Below are 18,940 nucleotides of genomic sequence, written 5' to 3'. Positions count from 1 at the left end.
CTAAACTAAATAATAATGACCATAAGAAAAGGACTCCAATCGAGTCCTTTTTTTACGCTATTTTAAAGCTCGATATTGATTTTTCACATCGGTTAGTCCTGCATAAAGACCCGTTAAGGAACGAAACAAAGCCCGATGCTAAAACTACCTTGGGACAATGGAATGGACTTAAACAATCTTAACTCACTAAGTCATTCAATCGAATGATCTCGCATCCTTTACTTTCATAATAGTCGATCATGCCATCAATCTTCTTTTTATCATAGCTGGTGATGCAATCTGATAGTACACTAACCTCGTAGCCTGATTTGCGTAAGTTATAGCAGGTTGATTTAACGCAAGCAGTCGCATCTGCTCCCGTGATGTAGAAGTCGTCTATTTCATTTACACGTATAAAGTCTGCGAATTCTTCACTGGTTAAGGCATTTCCTTTATATTTTGTAAAAACATTTTCGGATACCAGCTTCAAATCAGGAGCTAACTCGGCACCACGAGTACCTGTTTTAAACGTTCTCGTACCGGGTGACAAATTCTCATGCCGTATATAAACAACATGAAGATGATTTTCGACCGCCCAATCAATTGATTTGTTGATATTGCCTATAACCTCTTTGTAATTCTTTGTGATGTCATTTTGAATGTCAATTACGACTAAAGCTTTTTTCTCCATCCTGCTTCCTCCTACTAAATCAATTCCATTGAATGAGCGAACGCATTAATAAATGAACAATTTACCTTTTAATTCAATTTACTTAATTAATTAAAGACTCTTCAACGATGCGCATACACTCCCCGACAATCGATTCGGGCTGAGATACGCCTGGATCCTGATTCACCATTACCACGATTCCTGTCTGCTTTTCCGGATTAAACCTGACCTGACACTGAAATCCGACGCCCCAGCCGTTGGATACGATCTGTACTCCATTTTCACAATCTGCACGAAACACCCCAAGACCCGCTGCAGGCTCACAACCAAATGAGCTCAGCATCTTTCTTGCTGATGCTTGGGAGAAAACGTCAGATGAACCACTCCATGCTTTTGTTAATTCGATACATAATTTACCTAAATCTTCAGATGAAGTCCATATACCAGCGCCTGATTCATTTGGATAGACAGCTCTTTTCCCTTCAACAACCTTTCCAGTTTTGTGATGCCCGGAAGCCATAGGCAGCTCCGTTGGCATCGCAGACCACAGAAAGGTGTTCTCCATCCCTACCGGCTCCAAAACAAGCGAGGTTATGGCAGACGAAATGGGTTGTCCTGTCACATCCGTGATCACTTGTTCTGCGACAGCGTAGCCTGTGTCTGAATAAGAGAATTGAGTTTCAGGCTCGTACGAAACCGCAGCAGGTTTTGCATGATAAGGCGTTTTTCCGGAAAGCAGATCGAGATTACCCGGAACTTGTTCTCCGCTTTGAATCGGTTCATAGCTTCCGGGAGAATCAATAAAACCTGCCTGGTGTGCTAGAAGATTTTGAAGCGTCACCGTTTGCGCATCAGTCCATTCATGATCCGGAATCTTATAGGATACTAGATAATCATTTACAGGCCGCTCAAGCTGAACCACTCCCTGCTGGACAAGACGCATTATGGCAGCTGCCGTAATGAACTTGCTTATAGAACATGCATGAAATAGATCCTGTGCCTCTACCGGTTCGCCGCCTGCTTCTCTTACGCCCAGCTGAGCCTGCCAGAAGTCATTGCCGGTAAAAGCACTGATCGATAAACCGGGCACCTTCCACTTTTTCATTTTTTCTTCGATTTCCTGCAAGACTTTTTCTCTATTACGCATGCATTCTCCTCCACTCTGACTTTTTCAGTAGATAGTGGTGATGAGCTTCGTCATCAATTATCTGAATCCCCTTAAAAACAAACCCGCATTTTTTGATCACGTTCGTTGAGGAAACATTCCGGGGAAGCGCGACGGCATTTAAAATTTCTGTATTGGTTTCGCTAAATAAGTAATTGATCAAGCCTTGTGCCAATTTTGTCGCATAGCCTTTTCCCTGAAAGCGCTCAGAAATCGCATACACAATTTCACGGTTTGGCTCAGGAAGTTCCTCTTTTATCCCTGAACAGCACCAGCCAATGCATTCGTCTGTCGCCTTGATGAAGACCCCCAGCTTTAAAAAGTGCTCTCCTATGTTCCCTTGACTCACAGCTTCAAGAAACGCTTTATTTGCCGGTATTTCATAGTGAGTCAGCCACTCCTCTCTTTGTTCTTTGGTGGAGGACCAATCCGGCAGGAATTCTCTGATTGCCGGCTGGCTGGCGATGCTGGAAATACTCTCTGCATCTTCATTTGCAAATTCCTTAAGATAAAGTGCTCCGCAATCAATCTTAAATACATTCCGTTCTGTCTTGTTTTCCATTTATTTTCCGCCTTGCTATGTAGGTTTAAAGCAAATACATGATATACTTAGGTTACCAGACTTTACTAAATATTCCTAATCTTCTTTCGCTTTATTTTCTATATTCTTGCAAGGCAAATTCAGCTGTATAGGAGGAAAATACATGGCATTACTTGCCGCTATTCTCAGTGCATTTGGAATCTGGATTTATTTCCGTTTTAATGTGAAGTCGATGAACTTGCTTAGTCTTTTAATGGCAAAAGGGTGGGATGGTGTGGCTCAGGAGGAATCACGATCCATTCGCTGCTCCTATTGCAACGGTGTGATTAGAAGAGGCCACACAACGCCTTATTGCACGAAGTGTAAAAAGTTTATGTAATTCCAAAGCTTACGTTGTGTACTTAAATAGTGTAAGCATTATAGAATAGGATCTATTAGTGCTAAATAAGGTATCGTTGAAATGGACGAGACCTTTTTTTATATTCTTGTATCACATTTAATATGTAAACGAAGAAAGGACAGTAACTATGGATTGGAATGACGATAGCGTAGAACTGGAAAAAACTAAATTCTCAACTAAAATGGGCTGTCTGTTTATCCCAGTCGCTTTAGGTATTTCAGTTATTTCAATAGTGGCCTGGTATGTTATATCCTCTCAAGAAACTCAGTTAGAAATCAGTCATTCTCCAAATCAACTAAACTCAATCGAGATTGTTAAGAAACATGATTTTCCTGACCCAACTATTAGAATTTACTACGATGATAAAAACGTGATGAAAACACGGATACCGGACAAAATAACTATCGAATGGAAAAACGATTATCAAGCGATCGTCACCCTGACAAAACAAGGAAGAGAACCAGATGTTGTCGAAATAGAGTTTGCTGCAAATCCAGACAAAGAGAGATAAGTCGATAAGAAAAACTAATCGTTGGGGTACCGTGAAAAAGGTGGCGGCCCCAGGAAATAACGGCAATTTGAGACCCCAAAAGGCAAAGTCTAAGGGCTCAGCGTCCAATTAAAGCAGACCAGTCAAAGAGCTGAGACATATCCGTCTCAAGCTCTTTTTTAGTTTAAAGGCTTAAATGGAAAGCTAGCTTGACATCCCATAACATATAGAGTACATTTCAATTATGGAAAGTTAACTTTCCGTAAGGAGGGTGAGTGGGTGAACAACCGTTTAGAAGAAATACGAAAAAAGCATGGAATTAAACAGGAAGAATTAGCACGAGCGCTTGAAGTGTCCAGGCAGACGATCGGTTCGCTGGAGAATGGACGCTATAATCCATCGATCCTGTTAGCCTTCAAGATTGCCCGTTACTTTGAATTGAATATAGAAGAAATTTTTATTTATGAGGAGGAGGAAAAAGAATGAAGAAAATTCATACGGCTTATTTGCTTGCCGCTGTTGGGTTAGGTCTGCTGGCAATTGGTGTGTACTTCATTAAAACCGGTGACGATTTGCAGGGTTTGCTGGCAGCTTTGCCTTATCTTTCTGTTGGACTTGGCTGTGTGATTTTTGGTCACGGGATGGGAGAAATCGTCCTTCAGCACGCCAGCAGCAGAGCTCCCGAGGCTGCAAAGGACCTGGAGATTGAAAAGAAAGATGAGCGCAACATCGCGATTGCTAATCGGGCCAAAGCAAAAGCCTATGACATGATGATCTTTTTAATCAGCGCCTTATTATTCGCCGTTGCCATCATGGGGATCGATCTAATGCTATTATTGCTATTTGCTTTTACCTATTTTTTCGTCATTATGTACACGACCTATTACCGATATAAGTTTTATAAAGAAATGTGATGAATTAAAAGAAGTGATAGAGAGGTTGGGACTCAACTCTATAAAAGTTTAAAAAAAGAGGAAGTAATTATAAATAATATGAGGTGAGGGGCGCGGAGGGTGGCGACTCCATCAGGAGATTACGGTTGCTTGAGACTTCGCAGGGCAAAGCCCAAGAAGGCTCAGCGCCGTCCCTGCGGAAAGCGTCCACCTGAAGCGCAGTGAACCGGTCAAAGAGCATGAGACACTTGTCCCACGCTCTTTTGTTTACAATCCCCTATATTCAAACCAGTCAAAATAAGCCACAGTATCGCTTTTCTCTCCATTCGAGCTGGCATACAGTCCCATTTGTGCGCCGACAAACCCTCCTGCCACATCTGTACTCAGGATTCTTCCATCCACTTGCTGAATGAGAGACGTATAGCTGGAAGGATTTTCGCCATACCAAAAACTGAAATCCTGGCCCCTTCCTTCAACCTTTAAGTAGAGTTTCTCTGAATGAACCGGTTGTTCTTCCAGCAATTCTTCTTCTCCTGCGGCACATTTGATTAACCGGATGACGTTTTCCCCGCCTTTTTTAGTGTGCACAAATCGAAAATGGAATTCATTGCTTTGAAGGAGGACGATCCCTGCTTCTTCGTTGTCATTTTGGGGTGCTAACTCCAGAACCGTTGAGGCTTGAAAATGAAGATGCTGCTGTCTTCTTCCGACAAAGCTTGGATTGACGAGTTCCGTCATCTTCTCGGGTCTAAGCATCAAGCTTAAAAAGCCCGGCCGGCTGGTTAAGCTGTAACATTCTTCTTTTGGCGTGCGGATAAAATTCCAGTGAAGGGCAAGCTTGTCCTCATCAAAATGCTCACAGGCTGAAGAAGCAGGTGTTGTGACTTCTTGCTGGGGCAGCGCTGGTATGGGATAAGACATTTCCAATTTCCCTGTGCCCGGACTCATGATCGGCCAGCCGTCCTCCCATTGAATCGGCATCAAATATGTTTCTCTTCCCAGGTTTCGGTAATAGCCGCCGTTAATCCGGGAAGCCAGCCCGACAGCCCACCATTCGCCGTTCTGCGTTTCGACCATGTCGCAATGTCCGACATTCACGACAGGGTAGTCTTTTCCTAAATGTCTGTGCGTTAGAATTGGATTTCCCGGATTTCCTGTATAAGGACCTGTTATTTCCTTGCTTCGAGCGATCGATACAGCGTGATGGTGCCCGGTTCCCGCTTCAGAAATCAACAGATAATACATGCCATTTATTTTATATAGATGAGGGCCTTCTGGCCAAATGACCTCTCGTAATGCGCCCCTCCAAAGGCTGTATGAGTCTCCGACCAGCTTCATGGTGTCGAGATCCAGTTCCTGAAGCCATATTTCCCAGTTCCCGCTGTATGCTTCTCCCTCAGGAGCCGGCCTTGTTCCACAGTAGTACGCTTTGCCGTCGTCATCAAAAAATAAAGACGGGTCAATTCCCGGTGAGTCTAAGTAGGTCGGATCTGACCAGGGTCCTGAAGGGTCAGTCGCTGTAACCACGAAGTTTCCGCCCCGCCCGACATTTGTTGTGATCATATAAAAAACACCTTGATTGTAGCGTATGGTCGGCGCAAAAATTCCCTCTGACTGCTTTTGCCCATCCAAAGGAAGCTGTGAGGGCCGGTCTAAGACATGCCCGATCTGTTTCCAGTTCACCAGATCCTTGCTGTGAAAGATGGGTACGCCGGGGTAATACGCAAAGGATGACGTAACCAGATAATAGTCTTCCTTCACTCTGCAAATGGATGGATCCGGATAAAATCCCGGCAAAATTGGGTTTTGAAATGTTTTCATCTATGTACTCTCCTATCCCCGCTAAGATGGCTTTTTGCTTTCAAATCGGAAGTAATCAAACTCAACAAAACCGCCGGAAATGACGGTGGCATAATGAAACAGGGCAAACCGGTAGCCCATAAAGTGTTCGAGTTTATACGTTAACGGAAGGGGTTGTCCGATTGGATGCCACTCCTCTTCATCCAGACTATAAAAGAAATAGGCTTTGTCTGCCGCGTTTTGAAAATCAAATTCAACCTTCAAATAAATTCGATTCTGATCAACTGGCACAGAAGCAATTTCCTCTTCCCTTCCTGAGCTTGCATTGACCATGACAATGGATTTTGTGCTCCCAGCTGCTTTTACGCCTGCATAGCCGTAATCCTTTTGAAAGGCAGCTAGCCCTGCGACATCCCCGTCTTTCATATGGGCTGTTTCGATTGCAATCCGCCCTGAGCATGCCGGTCCAAGTGTTCGTTGAGTCAAAGTATTTTGAGCCTGCTCCAGATTTGAGCTGATTCCTCCTGAGGTTAATCTCAAAAACCCTGGACGCTCAAGTAAAGACCAATTCGTATGTAAGGGATAATGGTTCCATTGCCAGACGAGCTGAAGAGCATCGGTGCCGGAATCAAATTCATCTGATTGAATGATCGGGCTGATCCCGTTTTTCGCGTTAAGCGGAACAGGCAATCGTTCTGGTATCCTTCCATTGTCACCAAACACCGGCCACCCGTCTACCCATTCAACGGGAATAAGACATGGCGTGCGGCCAACAGGTCCGTAATCGTGAAACAGCATTCCATGCCAATTTCCTTCAGGGGTATCTACAATCCCTCCCTGAGCAATGCCAGCCGGGTCCTTCACTGCGACTCTGCCTTCATAGACACCGTCAATGCTCGTTGCCCGGTGCACAAGCTGGGTTCTCGGACCATTTTTCGGCCACGTGATCGTAAAAATATAATAGGATCCATTTCGTTTATGAATATGGGCTCCTTCGGCTGGGAGACCCACGTCTTCTTTTGCACTTGCGGCTAAGCTCGCATCCTTGATGATGATTTTGTTTAATCCGCCTTCTTTAATTGCCGTAGCATCTTCTGTCAGTTCAATCACCTTCAGATCGCCGGTGCCATACACCATAAAGACCCGGTCATCGTCGTCAAAAAGCAGGGACATGTCATGATAATACTCATTCAGCACAGAGCACTTCCATGGGCCCTGTTCGATATTTTGTGTTTGAAAAATGTACGTTTTCCCGGTAGACAGGGACCCTGCTGCTACGTAAAAAATCCCCTTATGATAACGGAGACTGCTGGCCCACGAGCCTTTGCCGTATTCGTTTTTTCCATTTAGAAGCTTCTGCTCATCCTGGCAGTCAAGCACATTGTACGTATAATTGATAATCTCCCAATGAAGAAGATCCGTAGATTTCATGATGGGGATTCCGGGGTTCATATGCATCGTGGTGCTCGACATATAATAGATTTCTCCGACTCTGATGACATCCGGATCCGGCACATCTGCCCAGATGATCGGATTTTCATAGAATCGCGGCTCCTGTTCGCTTGTCATGAAACTCCCCCTCGCCTTTGGTTGCGCGTCAGCTGCTGATTAAAGACTTCAGCAGGCTGAGCGCTTCTTCTTTTTCTTCACTGTACGCCGGAATAAATGCAGCCAGCGGCTCTTCGAGTGTCCAGCCCATTTCTTTTATAAAGGACGAATCGTTATCTACAGGAACTGCATAGACGTGCAGCTCATCAGTATCGGGATCCGTCCCTTTAAGCTCTTCCAGTGCCCCTTCTTCCAGTGAGGAAGCCTCAGCCACTTCGGTTAACGGGGTGAATGCAACGGGGTCAATCAGGTATTTCACATCTTTTAACGGCACAAAAAACAAATCTCCGTTTCGCCCTGCCAGTTCAATAACGATTTTTTCATAGTGATACGGGTAAAATTCCAGCTGAGAAGATGTGCCCTCTCCCGTATTTTCTTCAATAATCGCCTGTGCCTCTTCCTCTGCTCCTGCCGGAATTTCTGAGAAAAACAACAGCTGTACCTTTTCATTGCTTTGACTGCATCCGCTTGAAAATGCCGTCAAAAGAACCAGCATCAAAACGAGTCCAACGTGTTTCATGTGCCTCACCCTTCATGTTAATGCGTTATCATTTCTCCTATTCTATCTGTTTACCAATTTCCAGAAGGATTCTTTAGGCTGAAGATCCTGATCAAACAGCAGCGGCCAGTTTTTTCTTCCTTGTACTGGGAAATCATCAAGCCAGGTGTAGTTGTCTGCCACGCCCCAAAAGGTAACAGAAGAAATGACGTCTGAATATTCTCTGAAGCATTCAAAAAATTGATGGTATCGTTCAATTTGCTGCTGAGCCATTTCGGCTGTCATCGCGGTTAAATCGGTTCGCTTATCATCAAAGGCAAAGACGGAAACGTCCATTTCTGTTATATGAAGCTTTAAGCCCAAGGACGCGTATCGCTCGATGGCCGCTCTTATATGATCAAGCGTGGGATGATGCAAGCTCCAATGTGCCTGCAGGCCAATTCCATGAATGGGTACATCTTTTTCAACTAATTCTTTTACTGTTGTATAGATTTTTTCTCTTTTCTCTGGATCGGATTCATTGTAATCGTTGTAAAACAGCTCAGCATCGGGGTCAGCCAGATGGGCGTATTCAAACGCCTTTTCCATGAAGTCATCCCCAATAGTCTCTTGCCAGTTCGACTCTCTCAGCCGTCTGTCTCCGCTATCGGTCACTGCCTCATTGACCACGTCCCAGCTCTGGATCTGTCCTTTATATCTTCCAACGACGGTATCAATGTGATCTTTCATCCGGTCCAATACCAGCTGCCTGTCTGCCCTTCCGCCATTTTTGTTTTGAAAGACCCACTGGGGTGTTTGGTTATGCCAGACGAGTGTGTGCCCTCTTACCGTTTTTCCGTTTTGTTTGGCAAACGCCATAAGCTCATCCGCCTGCTCAAATGTAAAACGTCCTTCTTCCGGCTGCAGGTTTTCAAATTTCATATTGTTCTCTGATGTGAGACTATTAAAATGCGTATTTATAAACTCTTTCTGAGCCTGCAGCGTCATAGGGTTCACTGCCGCTCCTATTAAAAAATCATTTTCAAAGACGTTGAATAAAGCTGGGATTTCCCTTTGATCTGCATGTTTGGTCATCTGTGTCACTCCTTCAGAATAGGTCTCTTAACTCCTTATTTCACTGCTCCCAATGTCATCCCTTTTACAAAGTATTTTTGCAGGAATGGGTACACACAGATAATCGGTAGACTTGCGACAATCGTCATGGTTGCCTGAATGGATTTTGGTGTTACAGAGTTATCCGTATGCTCGCCGCTTGCAAGAGCAGAGTTCCAATCGGCATTTGATGTTGCGGTGTTTTGAAGAACCTTCATCAGCTCGTATTGGAGGGTTGTCAGGCTCGCATTACTTGAGTTGTACAGGAATACGTCAAACCACTGATTCCACTGGCCAACCGCAAGAAACAGCGATACCGTGGCAAGCACGGGCAAAGAAAGCGGCAGCACGATTTGAAAGAATACGCGAAAATCACCTGCACCGTCTATGCGGGCTTGTTCAAAAATACTTTTTGGTATGCCCTCTATAAAGGAACGCATGATAATCAGATTAAAAGCACTGATTAAGCCAGGCAGAATGTAAACCCAGAACGTCCCAATCAACTGGAGGTCTCTCATTAATAAATACGTCGGGATTAACCCGCCATTAAAATACATGGTCATGATAAAAATAATAGTGATGGATTTTTTGAATATGAATTTTTCCTGTGCTATGGCGTAGGCGACCATGGCTGTACATAATACCCCAAGTGCTGTCCCCACCACGGTTCTTGCGACAGAAACGATTATTCCCTGTATGATCGAAGCCTGGCTGAATACGTATTCGTAGTTATTCCAGGTAAATTGTCTAGGCCATAAATAAATTCCGCCTCTCACTGAATCACTCGCAGCATTTAATGAAAGGGCGATCTGATTTAAGAACGGATACAGCATGATGACACTCAGCACTAACATAAAAATAACGTTACACGTATCAAAAATCACATCTTCTCTCGTTTTGAACTTTCTATTTCGCTTTTTGCGTTGTAATATGTTCACCCTGTCATGCACCCCCTAATATAAGCCGCCCTGGCCCATTTTTTTTGCAAACGAATTTGCTGCGATTAAAAAGATTAAGCTGATCACGGTTTTAAATATTCCTGCTGCTGTGGCTAACGAAAAGTTAAACATGGAAATTCCGTAATTGATGACAAATACGTCAATATTCTCTGAGTACTCCATGTTTTGTCCGTTGCCAAGTAAATATTGTGCTTCAAAGCCCGCTTCAATTATGTAGCCAATATTCATAATTAATAGAATCACAATGACCTGTTTCATTCCCGGTATGGTAATGTATCGAATTCGCTGCAGACGGGAAGCTCCGTCGATTTTGGCCGCCTCATACTGCTCCTGGTCGATCATAGCAATGGCCGCCAAATAAATAATGGTATTCCAGCCGACATTCTTCCAAACATCAGAAGCAGCTAAAATTCCCCAAAAATACTCTCCGACTCCCAGAAAAAGAATTTTGGAATCGATCAGATTCAGCGCAAGCAAAATTTCATTGATGATTCCATCCATGGATAAAACAGATGAAACAAGGGCAGCTGCTACAACCCACGAAAGAAAATGGGGCAGGTAACTGATGGTCTGGATCACCCGTTTAAATTTCATATTCGCAAGCTCATTAATTAATACGGCTAAGCCGATTGCGGTCACAAACCCTAAAATCAGGTTGATCACGCTTTGTGCGAGGGTATTCCTAAGCACGAGCAGGAAGCGCTCATCCTGAAAAAGAAAGATGAAATGCTTTAGTCCAACCCATTCCTGTTCCGCAAATGCCCGAGCCGGCTTAAAATCCTGAAAAGCCATCGTCCATCCCCAAACAGGGAGATACCTAAAAACAAGAACCCAAATGACAAAAGGGATGGTCATCAATAATAATGCCCGTTGACTTTTACATTTTTTTAAAAAGGGCTTCAGTCCCTTTTCCTCTTGATGCAGTGCTTCAGAAGATGCGCTGTTTAATTTTGAATGGGCCTGCAATTTTCTACCTCCTATCTAGTAACCTTTCAATAAGCAGATCGTTTAAAGACAAATACCGTAAAAGAGTACTAAAAAAAAGAGAAAGCTGAATTTCTTCAGCAGATAATCAGCTCTCCCTCATTTATTTTATTTTCCTACTCCATCAATTCAGCTTCTCGTTTTACAGATGCCTCAATTACATCTTCAAAGGCTTCGTATGGAAGCTGATCAAAACTTGTCTTAAACTTTTCCCACTCAGAATCAAAGGCACCTGGGTCAGCAAGAATGATATCCGGATAGGAGCGTTTGATTAAGTCACGTGACTGCTGGTCATAAAGCTGTGCTTCAGAGCCCGTCTCAATGACTGCATCCCAAAATGGAATGTATGGTACCGGCTCCGGCTCTGTAAAGATATCGGTAAACATTTCAATGTCATAGGCTTCGAGGAATTCTTTGTCGACCTCATCGTAAGCCATCTCAGCGACCTCAGGCTGTACATTTGGATCAACGGAGTTTCCGTCATCAAAAACCCCCGCCATAATTGGCCAGTACCATCCAAGAGCTGTCAGTCCCATCTCATCACGGAATTCTTTTTCCTGAATCTGGGCAATCTGCTCTTCTGTTCGGATAAAGCGGCCTTCTTCATTTACTTCATAGGTTTCGCCTTCAATTCCCCATGTGATTAGCTTTTGGGATTCAATTTTAGCCATATGATCAAGGAACTTGATGATTCTTACCTGATCTTCTTCATCGGTTCCTGATGTTAATCCCATACCTGGAGAGGTTACATAGGATTCAGGGTTCAAATACTGATCTTTAATTCCTTCTTCAAATACGATTGGAAAGCCCATAAAGTCATTGTACGGATCATCATCGAGTTCAAGTGTATCAAGTGCTGCACCCGACTCCCAGCGTGGCCCAAACCAGCCGACTACGCGTCCTGATGAAATTTTTGCCAAGTACTCATCGTAGTTTTGTGTAAAAGATTCTCTGTCAAAGAGTCCTTTATCATTTAGTTCATTTAATTTTCCAAGCCATGTCTTGGTAATTTCTTTATTGTGGTGCACATTTACTTCGAGTGTTTCCCGGTCTATCATGATTCCTTCCTGCTCGCCGGATAAGAATGCAGGTGGATCAAAGAGCTGCCCTACATGCCAGTCATATTGCAATAGTGTATACGGAATGGTTTCTGCCCCATCCTCAGTTGTCGGATTGTTTTTCGCATATTCTTCAATAATCGCAAAATACTCATCGATTGTTTTTGGATGCGGATAGCCCTGTTCCTTTAGCGCTGCTCGTTTAATAAAGAAGGCAGATTGTCCAATATTCGGCGGTTTAATGTATCCATTTGAAACACCGGACGGAAGGATGTAAATATTTCCATCTTCAAGCTTCATTTTCTCCCAAATTGGATCGTACAATTTTCTAAGGTTTGGCGCGTGTTCTTCAATCAGGTCATTCAGCGGTACAAATCCTCCGGCATCAATAACATCATTTGTCGCATTTTGAGCGTTCAACAGATCCGGATATTCTCCGCTTGCGATCATGGTGCCGATTTTCTGGTTGCTGTCTCCTACGATATGTTCAATGTCGAAGTTTACCCCGGTTTCTTCTTCAAACATTTTTCCAATGGTCGTATCAGCCGTGTTAACATCTGTACCGGTTGACGAGGCGTTAAAGAATGTGTACGTATACACACCATCTTCTGAAGCATTGCTATCGTCTGAACAACCCGCTGCAAAAACTGACATCGCCAATACAGAAGCCGCTAAACCTGCTGCCTTCTTTTTTCCCAATTTGATTCCCCCTTGTTTTTATACTCTCACCCTTCTTTGTAAGCCCTTTCATTGTATCTTACATCGTGATGTGAATTGACCATGCAAAGTATAGCTTTTACTTTGTAAACTTTAGAAGCTTGATTATTGAAAAAACAATGCATGCCTTGTTAAGCCGGCATGCACTGTTGGTTTTAGTTTACATGATTTATCATGAAGCCCCGCTCCACCTTACCTTTCACACGGCAAAATGATCGAGATCGTGGTTCCTACTCCCTTTGTGCTGGCAATCGTAAACTTAAAATTGTCCCCATAATGAAGCTTTAAACGGCAATAGACATTTTTAATTCCTACATGATCCCCGATATTTTCCGTTTCTTCGAGTGAATGCATCAGCTCCTCGTATTCTTCTTTTTCCATTCCCTGACCCGTATCTGTAATCTCGCAGATCAATTGATCCTGGTTGCTTTTGATAGAAATATAGATGGTTCCTTTCCCTTTAATGGGCTCTATTCCATGGATACTGGCGTTTTCCACGAACGGAATCAGTGACATATTGGGCACAAGACAGTCATAGGCATCCTGGTCTACATCGATTTCATAGCTCATTTTGTCGTCAAACCGGTAATGCTGGATTTCAAGGAAGCATTTGATTAAATAGATTTCTTCTTCAACCTTCACCCAGTCTCTGCCCCAAATAAAGGATTTTCGAAGCATGCTGGCGATATTGTGAATAATATTGGCTGTTTCATCTTCTTTTTTCAATAAACTCCGCATACGGATCGTTTCGAGGACATTAAACAAAAAATGCGGATTAATTTGGCTTTGCAAAGCACTTAATTGCGCCTGCTTGCGTTTTAATTCCAGGCTCTTTTTTTGAATATCGGCTACATACACATCGTTAATGAGCTTTTTAATTTTAAACGCCATGCGATTAAACGCTTTTGTCAGCTCACCAATTTCATCCCCATGCTTTACTTCATCAATCAGCTCGAAATTCTGATCTTCTACTTTTCTCATATGCTTTAAAATCAGAAAAATCCTATGATGCAGCGAGCTTGTAATGTAAATAATAATAAGGGAGGGAAAGATTAAATTAATGAGCGCTAAGTAAAGGATGAAGTTTCGTGAATTCTCGACTTCCTCGAGCAGAACATGTTCCTCCGCCACTCCGACTACTCTCCAATTATTCAAATACTGCAGATTGAAAGACTCTTCAAACGCAATCGTCTCATCGGTTCCTTCTTCCGGTGCAAAGTTGTAATGACCTTCAGACCACTTCACATCCGGATTGGTGGTGTATTCAATAAAGCCTTCTCCATCCAGCAAATAAACATCACCTGGAAACGTGACATCACTGAAAATATTGTACATAAGGTCCCGGTCCAATCGGATTTCCAGTATTTTTTGGGTAGAGTCAATGGTCGTATAATTGTCCATTTCTCTTATTAAACTGAAAGAATCGAGTAATCCGGAATCCCCGATTCGGCGGGTCAAAATAGGATAGGAATTCCGGTTAAGCTCAGAATCTTGATACCACTGAGAATCTCTGACTGGCCCATCGATTTGCTTGATTCCGCCTGCATAAATCACTGTTTCATTATCGGTATACAGGTTGATGGAATGAACAGGTGAGTATAGGGAAACTTCCTTGCTAATTTTGTCATAATAGTCGTGATAGGCACGAATGAATTGCGGGGTTGAGTCATAGCTTGTGTCCAGAAACGTGTACAATTCATAGTCTGTGTAAAGCATAGAAGAAATCCCCACTGCATCATTTATCGCAATCAGAAAATTATCAGACATTCTTTCTACGGAAAGGGCCAGGTCATTCTCTTTTTGTGTCTTCACATTCGAAGACGTGACCTGGTAAAACACAATATGAGTTAACGTGATTGGAATAAAAACGGAGAAAATATAAATGATTAATAGTTTATGCCGCAGCCCAATATTATTAAAAGTAAATAATTTCATTTTAACCCCATTTTCACTCTTTGATTATAGTTTTTTTCGATATTGAGTCGGCGTCATTCCAGTGGCTTTTTCAAATTGCGTGACAAAGTAATCCGCATTGGAAAAACCGACACTTTCCGCCACCTGGAAAATCCGCATATCTGTTTGTCTCAGTTTTTTCTTGGCTTCACTGATTCGCACCTGTAAGATATAATCCTTAAAATACATGCCATAGGTTTTTTTAAACAATTGTCCTAAATAGACAGGGTTTAAAAAGAATTTATTGGCAATCGTCTTTAAGGTAAGATCCGCCTGGTAATTCGTATCGACATACTTTTTAATACGCCGGATATTCACCGCTCCGCAATCCCTATTCATTCTTTTTAGCATCGCTGCTGCCTCCAGCAGAAACGCGACAAACATTTTCTTTATTTCGCTCAGCGTACGGGGCAGATTATCCCAATTCAGCATCATTTGCAGGGAGGCTAATTTCGTCTCGTCCCCCTCCATTGACCGCACCGTTCTTACAACCTCATGAATCACACGATTAATAGACGTTCTGACAGCATCCTTCGCAAATGCTTTAGACTCAAACTGCTCGAACATAATCTGAGCTGTTTTTTTAATCTCATCTGTTTTATTTTCTTCTATTTGCTCCATCAAAAGCTGATAAAAAGATTGCTCCAGCTCAATGTAATTCACAGAGGATTTGCCTGTATAATCGTACGCGATAACCTTGTCTGATTTTTCCAAAAATTTAAACTGCAAAGCTTTCATGGCAGCATCATATGATTCCTTAATCCCGCCTGCATGATCTACAACCTTCCCCACATAAATGGTTACCTCTGTTTTCAGGCAGGCAGAAAGCTGATCCTGAAGGTTTTCAGAAAACGCATGAATATCTCCTCTAAATCTCCTGAGGTCTCCTCCATTAACCAGCAGTCCGATCCGGTTATTGCCATGTTCCCGAAATAAAGCAGTTGATCTTATCTCTTCACCGTACATCACTTTATTAACGATTTCGCGTGATTTAATTGTATTTACGACGATGTTATTGATTTCAATAATAATATAGGCAATTCCTTTCGTTGGGCTGCCCATTAAATTCAGCATGCTTGCATCCATCTGCTCCTGATCAAGCCCGCCTGTAATTAAATCATTGAACGCAGCTTCAGCAAGAGTATGTTCCCTGTTTTGTTTAAGCTTCAGTTTTCTGGCCTGCCCCTTTGCAACTTTTTTAAGCGTTTCTTCAATTTCAAATTTATCCACCGGCTTTAGGATGAAATCATGCACTCCATATTTCACAGCTTTTTGTGCATATTTAAAATCACTGTAGCCCGTAATAATAATAAAGTCAGGAATCGATTGGTTTAATTCCAATGCTGATTTTATGAGTGTAAGACCATCTACTACAGGCATTTTAATATCTGTAATGACTAAATCGGGTGTATTTTCCTGAATGTACACCAGCGCATCTTCGCCGTTATCCGCTTCGGCACATACTTCAAATCCGCAGCTTTTCCAATCAATGAGATTGATTAACCCTTTTCGAACATACCGGTCATCGTCTACTAAAAATACTTTATACGCCACTGCAGGTTCCCTCCATTTCAAAAAGGCACCGGAGCATTCAATAAAACCCTTGTGCAGAAATTGTATTCAACTTAAAGTTCTGGCAACGATTACGTGATGCCAGGAGCTGCATATTGTTTGTTTTCAAGTCTGCGAAAAGCCGCTAACGTGCAGCTCATGAGGAGTAACGCAATTGTACTTGCGGTAATGAAGGGAATCAACCCAGGTATCGTGTTCAGGAGAAAGTATAACAGGATGAATCCAAGTATCATCGCAATGGTCACCACCGGACTAACCATTCCAATTAAAACAGCATGCCTGAAGTACTGGAAAAAGCTTAAATCGTAATGAACGTAAACGGGGATAAGGTAAAACAATGTGATGATATAGACAAAAACAATAAAAAGTAAGCCTGTAAAAAATACATAGTAGGAAATCCCCTCTATCCCTTGAATAAAGACAAAATTCAAATACAGGATGAACCCGGCAAGCAACATGATGAACCCCATCACATTTGATTTCAGAAATTCCTTCTTATAGGTTAAAGCAAATGTCTTAAAGATGTCTTTTCCGGCCGCGTTGTTTATCAGCAAATCCCGTATGACCGTAAACATGGCAACGGTAGCCGGCAGGATCCCAAACACTACCAATCCCAAAAGAACACTGCCAATCCATAATAGATTGATATAGGCAATCCACATAATCCACTCTAATATAAAGTACAATTTTGCTATGTTCAGAACGTTTCCCTTTCCCATCTGAAGCCCCGTCCCTTCATTATACGTTTTCTTTGTGCTATAAGGGTTTATATTTAAGATAAGATTAAAATGTAAGCACTTACAATTATATCTTTTAGCGGTACAATCTATTACCCTGTAAAATATAGATTTACTTTGAAATCTATAGCACTTTTCATTTTCCCCTTTTTAAAAATTGGACAGGCATATTTAAATCATGTAGTTTAGCATACCATTCACCTAATAGAAGGTAAAGGAGTGAAAATTTAGTATAATTAAGGAGCAATCATATGTGGTCCACTTGCAATAAGCGGCTCACATTCAAAGGAGATTACGATGAAAATAGATGTGTTACGCAATCATCCCAATATAATAACAGAGGTTTCTACGATGATTTATGAGGAATTTGTGTTGAAAACGGGCAGCAAGATGTCATACGAAGAAGTCGTTCAGCATTTTTCAACTGTCCACGATCACACCTTTCCAGTAACGCTTGTTGCGCTGGAGAAGGAGTGTTGTCTAGGAACGGTGTCCATTGTTGAAAACGATTTGGCATGCCGGCCTGCATACAGACCCTGGCTTGCATCCCTTTATACCAAGCCTGAATACCGCGGCATGGGGGTAGGTCAACGATTAACCGCTGAAACAATCGAAATGGCGAAAAAAGTAGGGTTTAAAGAGATTTACTTGCGAACGGAAGAGGCATCAGACTATTATCGAAAAAGAGGCTGGACGTGGGTTGAAACGGTTTCTGATGAGAAACACGAGAAGATTGATGTGTTTAAGCAGACGTGGGATTGATTTTTCTTAATCGAAGTCGCTGTGAAAAATAAAAAGAACCTTGGACAAATTTGTCTCAGGTTCTTTGACGGGTTCATGTTCATAAAGTGGCCAAGGTTAAACTTACGCCTACGAACCCACTTTAAATGCCTTTTGCAGCACACCAAGCGCATCGGTGATTACGGCTTCTATATAATTTAAGTTAATGGAGATCAGTTCTTCTGCTTCATTGACTGTATAAAGGCGGATCGCAATCCCTTCCTGAACCGCTTTTTCCGCTTCTTCTGTTTTCATAAATGACAACTGGCAGTGAAGATCCGATTTAAGCGACAGCGCTTTTGTGACGGCTTCTTCGGTCTGTTCGCTGATCAGATAAGCAAGCTTGACAGAAGCATCGAGTTCTCTTAACCGTTTCAGCGTTTCAATATTAAAAGAAGAGAGTACAATGCGGTCCTGCAAGACGTATTCATTGATTAAATCAAGGACTGCCTGCTCTATGCCGGGGTATGGATCATCTTCTGTTTTAAGCTCGATATTCAGCTCAAGCTCAGTCGACTGGATCCATTGAAGCACTTCTTCAAGTGTCGGAATTTTTTCATCTTTGCAGGCTTCATTGTACCAGCTTCCTGCATCTAGACTTTGGAGCTGCTCCAGTGTCAAACCTGCCACAGTGCCTCTCCCATTGGTGGTCCGGGTCACGGTGCGATCGTGAATTACTACTACATAGCCGTCCCTGCTCATGCGGACATCGAGTTCAATTCCGTCTGCCCCTTCACGCAAGGCCTGACGAAAAGCCGCCATTGTATTTTCAGGGCACATGGTACACGATCCTCGGTGGGCAAACAGCTTCACATTTGTCATCTTGATCCTCCTCAAAGGTAAGTACGTGCGCGAATGAAGTAAAATAAGCCATATAAACGTGCGCATCCACTCGTTCTATGGCTTTCCTGGTCACCTTATTTTTGGGGCTGTACGCTTTTGCGTCCTAGTTTAACCATACTGAATAATTGTTAAGACAGCATAAATCTACTGTAAAGGATTTATAAGTTTACACACCAAAAAACCTCTGCAGGGCTGCTCTC

The 18,940-nt window shown here is 42.7% G+C and carries 19 protein-coding genes; 5 read left to right on the top strand and 14 right to left on the bottom strand.

The window, feature by feature from the left end:
- Positions 1–178 precede the first annotated feature (178 nt).
- The 3 genes from P6709_RS11675 to P6709_RS11665 all read right to left on the bottom strand — a co-directional run bounded on the left by P6709_RS11675 (position 179) and on the right by P6709_RS11665 (position 2,376).
- Positions 179–670 (bottom strand): cysteine hydrolase family protein, encoded by a 492-nt coding sequence (locus P6709_RS11675; RefSeq protein ID WP_278241101.1) that lies wholly within the window; start codon positions 668–670, stop codon positions 179–181.
- 82 nt (positions 671–752) lie between these two features.
- Positions 753–1,796, bottom strand: coding sequence for a serine hydrolase domain-containing protein (locus P6709_RS11670; RefSeq protein WP_278241100.1), 1,044 nt, complete (start codon positions 1,794–1,796; stop codon positions 753–755).
- On the bottom strand, positions 1,789–2,376 hold the full coding sequence (locus P6709_RS11665; RefSeq protein WP_278241099.1) for a GNAT family N-acetyltransferase: 588 nt from the start codon (positions 2,374–2,376) through the stop codon (positions 1,789–1,791). Before P6709_RS11665 ends, P6709_RS11670 begins: the two co-directional genes overlap by 8 nt.
- Positions 2,377–2,518: 142 nt before the next feature.
- Here P6709_RS11665 and P6709_RS11660 point away from each other — a divergent pair, with 142 nt between their 5' ends.
- The 4 genes from P6709_RS11660 (at position 2,519) to P6709_RS11645 (ending at position 4,159) form a co-directional block, all read left to right on the top strand.
- A complete protein-coding gene (locus P6709_RS11660) occupies positions 2,519–2,734 on the top strand; it encodes a hypothetical protein (protein ID WP_278241098.1) in 216 nt (71 codons plus the stop codon).
- Positions 2,735–2,882: 148 nt separating this feature from the next.
- Entirely contained in the window at positions 2,883–3,266 is a 384-nt protein-coding gene (locus P6709_RS11655; RefSeq protein ID WP_278241097.1) for a hypothetical protein, read from the top strand.
- Positions 3,267–3,524: 258 nt separating this feature from the next.
- Positions 3,525–3,731 carry a helix-turn-helix transcriptional regulator gene (locus tag P6709_RS11650; protein WP_041054271.1) on the top strand — a complete coding sequence of 69 codons (207 nt, stop codon included), beginning with the start codon at positions 3,525–3,527 and terminating at the stop codon, positions 3,729–3,731.
- Positions 3,728–4,159, top strand: a complete 432-nt coding sequence (locus P6709_RS11645) for a hypothetical protein (protein WP_278241096.1) — start codon at positions 3,728–3,730, stop codon at positions 4,157–4,159. The genes P6709_RS11650 and P6709_RS11645 overlap by 4 nt, the downstream gene beginning before the upstream one ends.
- A gap of 246 nt (positions 4,160–4,405) precedes the next feature.
- Here the strand turns inward: P6709_RS11645 and P6709_RS11640 are convergent, their stop codons facing one another.
- The 10 genes from P6709_RS11640 to P6709_RS11595 all read right to left on the bottom strand — a co-directional run bounded on the left by P6709_RS11640 (position 4,406) and on the right by P6709_RS11595 (position 17,099).
- On the bottom strand, positions 4,406–5,959 hold the full coding sequence (locus P6709_RS11640; RefSeq protein WP_278241095.1) for a glycoside hydrolase family 43 protein: 1,554 nt from the start codon (positions 5,957–5,959) through the stop codon (positions 4,406–4,408).
- A 21-nt stretch (positions 5,960–5,980) separates the two neighbouring features.
- A complete protein-coding gene (locus P6709_RS11635; protein ID WP_278241094.1) occupies positions 5,981–7,507 on the bottom strand; it encodes a glycoside hydrolase family 43 protein in 1,527 nt (508 codons plus the stop codon).
- Positions 7,508–7,535: 28 nt separating this feature from the next.
- Positions 7,536–8,066: a hypothetical protein gene (locus P6709_RS11630; RefSeq protein WP_278241093.1), complete on the bottom strand. Its 531-nt coding sequence runs from the start codon at positions 8,064–8,066 to the stop codon at positions 7,536–7,538.
- 42 nt (positions 8,067–8,108) lie between these two features.
- Positions 8,109–9,119 (bottom strand): endo-1,4-beta-xylanase, encoded by a 1,011-nt coding sequence (locus P6709_RS11625; RefSeq protein WP_278241092.1) that lies wholly within the window; start codon positions 9,117–9,119, stop codon positions 8,109–8,111.
- Between the two features lie 35 nt (positions 9,120–9,154).
- Entirely contained in the window at positions 9,155–9,991 is an 837-nt protein-coding gene (locus P6709_RS11620) for a carbohydrate ABC transporter permease (RefSeq protein ID WP_278241492.1), read from the bottom strand.
- Positions 9,992–10,090: 99 nt separating this feature from the next.
- Entirely contained in the window at positions 10,091–11,062 is a 972-nt protein-coding gene (locus tag P6709_RS11615) for an ABC transporter permease (protein ID WP_278241091.1), read from the bottom strand.
- A gap of 134 nt (positions 11,063–11,196) precedes the next feature.
- On the bottom strand, positions 11,197–12,837 hold the full coding sequence (locus P6709_RS11610) for an extracellular solute-binding protein (protein WP_278241090.1): 1,641 nt from the start codon (positions 12,835–12,837) through the stop codon (positions 11,197–11,199).
- Between the two features lie 210 nt (positions 12,838–13,047).
- A complete protein-coding gene (locus tag P6709_RS11605) occupies positions 13,048–14,790 on the bottom strand; it encodes a sensor histidine kinase (RefSeq protein ID WP_278241089.1) in 1,743 nt (580 codons plus the stop codon).
- A gap of 24 nt (positions 14,791–14,814) precedes the next feature.
- Positions 14,815–16,362: a response regulator transcription factor gene (locus P6709_RS11600; protein ID WP_278241088.1), complete on the bottom strand. Its 1,548-nt coding sequence runs from the start codon at positions 16,360–16,362 to the stop codon at positions 14,815–14,817.
- A gap of 89 nt (positions 16,363–16,451) precedes the next feature.
- On the bottom strand, positions 16,452–17,099 hold the full coding sequence (locus P6709_RS11595) for a YesL family protein (RefSeq protein WP_278241087.1): 648 nt from the start codon (positions 17,097–17,099) through the stop codon (positions 16,452–16,454).
- 315 nt (positions 17,100–17,414) lie between these two features.
- On the opposite strand from P6709_RS11595, the gene P6709_RS11590 reads away from it, so the two are divergent.
- Positions 17,415–17,879: a GNAT family N-acetyltransferase gene (locus P6709_RS11590; RefSeq protein WP_278241086.1), complete on the top strand. Its 465-nt coding sequence runs from the start codon at positions 17,415–17,417 to the stop codon at positions 17,877–17,879.
- A 108-nt stretch (positions 17,880–17,987) separates the two neighbouring features.
- Here the strand turns inward: P6709_RS11590 and P6709_RS11585 are convergent, their stop codons facing one another.
- The gene (locus P6709_RS11585) at positions 17,988–18,719 is read right to left on the bottom strand and encodes a glycerophosphodiester phosphodiesterase (RefSeq protein ID WP_278241085.1); all 732 of its coding nucleotides are present in this window, start codon (positions 18,717–18,719) and stop codon (positions 17,988–17,990) included.
- Positions 18,720–18,940: the final 221 nt, after the last annotated feature.

Origin of the sequence: Jeotgalibacillus sp. ET6, from assembly GCF_029667115.1 — a bacterium.
In the GTDB taxonomy this organism is placed as follows: domain Bacteria; phylum Bacillota; class Bacilli; order Bacillales; family Jeotgalibacillaceae; genus Jeotgalibacillus.
This window is presented reverse-complemented; position numbering and strand designations above follow the sequence as displayed.

Excerpts from the sequence above, each read along its gene's own strand:
- P6709_RS11675 (WP_278241101.1), bottom strand. The coding sequence starts at position 670 with ATGGAGAAAAAAGCTTTAGTCGTAATTGACATTCAAAATGACATCACA.
- P6709_RS11670 (WP_278241100.1), bottom strand. The coding sequence starts at position 1,796 with ATGCGTAATAGAGAAAAAGTCTTGCAGGAAATCGAAGAAAAAATGAAA.
- P6709_RS11665 (WP_278241099.1), bottom strand. The coding sequence starts at position 2,376 with ATGGAAAACAAGACAGAACGGAATGTATTTAAGATTGATTGCGGAGCA.
- P6709_RS11660 (WP_278241098.1), top strand. The coding sequence starts at position 2,519 with ATGGCATTACTTGCCGCTATTCTCAGTGCATTTGGAATCTGGATTTAT.
- P6709_RS11655 (WP_278241097.1), top strand. The coding sequence starts at position 2,883 with ATGGATTGGAATGACGATAGCGTAGAACTGGAAAAAACTAAATTCTCA.
- P6709_RS11645 (WP_278241096.1), top strand. The coding sequence starts at position 3,728 with ATGAAGAAAATTCATACGGCTTATTTGCTTGCCGCTGTTGGGTTAGGT.
- P6709_RS11640 (WP_278241095.1), bottom strand. The coding sequence starts at position 5,959 with ATGAAAACATTTCAAAACCCAATTTTGCCGGGATTTTATCCGGATCCA.
- P6709_RS11635 (WP_278241094.1), bottom strand. The coding sequence starts at position 7,507 with ATGACAAGCGAACAGGAGCCGCGATTCTATGAAAATCCGATCATCTGG.
- P6709_RS11630 (WP_278241093.1), bottom strand. The coding sequence starts at position 8,066 with ATGAAACACGTTGGACTCGTTTTGATGCTGGTTCTTTTGACGGCATTT.
- P6709_RS11625 (WP_278241092.1), bottom strand. The coding sequence starts at position 9,119 with ATGACCAAACATGCAGATCAAAGGGAAATCCCAGCTTTATTCAACGTC.
- P6709_RS11620 (WP_278241492.1), bottom strand. The coding sequence starts at position 9,991 with ATGTTAGTGCTGAGTGTCATCATGCTGTATCCGTTCTTAAATCAGATC.
- P6709_RS11605 (WP_278241089.1), bottom strand. The coding sequence starts at position 14,790 with ATGAAATTATTTACTTTTAATAATATTGGGCTGCGGCATAAACTATTA.
- P6709_RS11595 (WP_278241087.1), bottom strand. The coding sequence starts at position 17,099 with ATGGGAAAGGGAAACGTTCTGAACATAGCAAAATTGTACTTTATATTA.
- P6709_RS11590 (WP_278241086.1), top strand. The coding sequence starts at position 17,415 with ATGAAAATAGATGTGTTACGCAATCATCCCAATATAATAACAGAGGTT.
- P6709_RS11585 (WP_278241085.1), bottom strand. The coding sequence starts at position 18,719 with ATGACAAATGTGAAGCTGTTTGCCCACCGAGGATCGTGTACCATGTGC.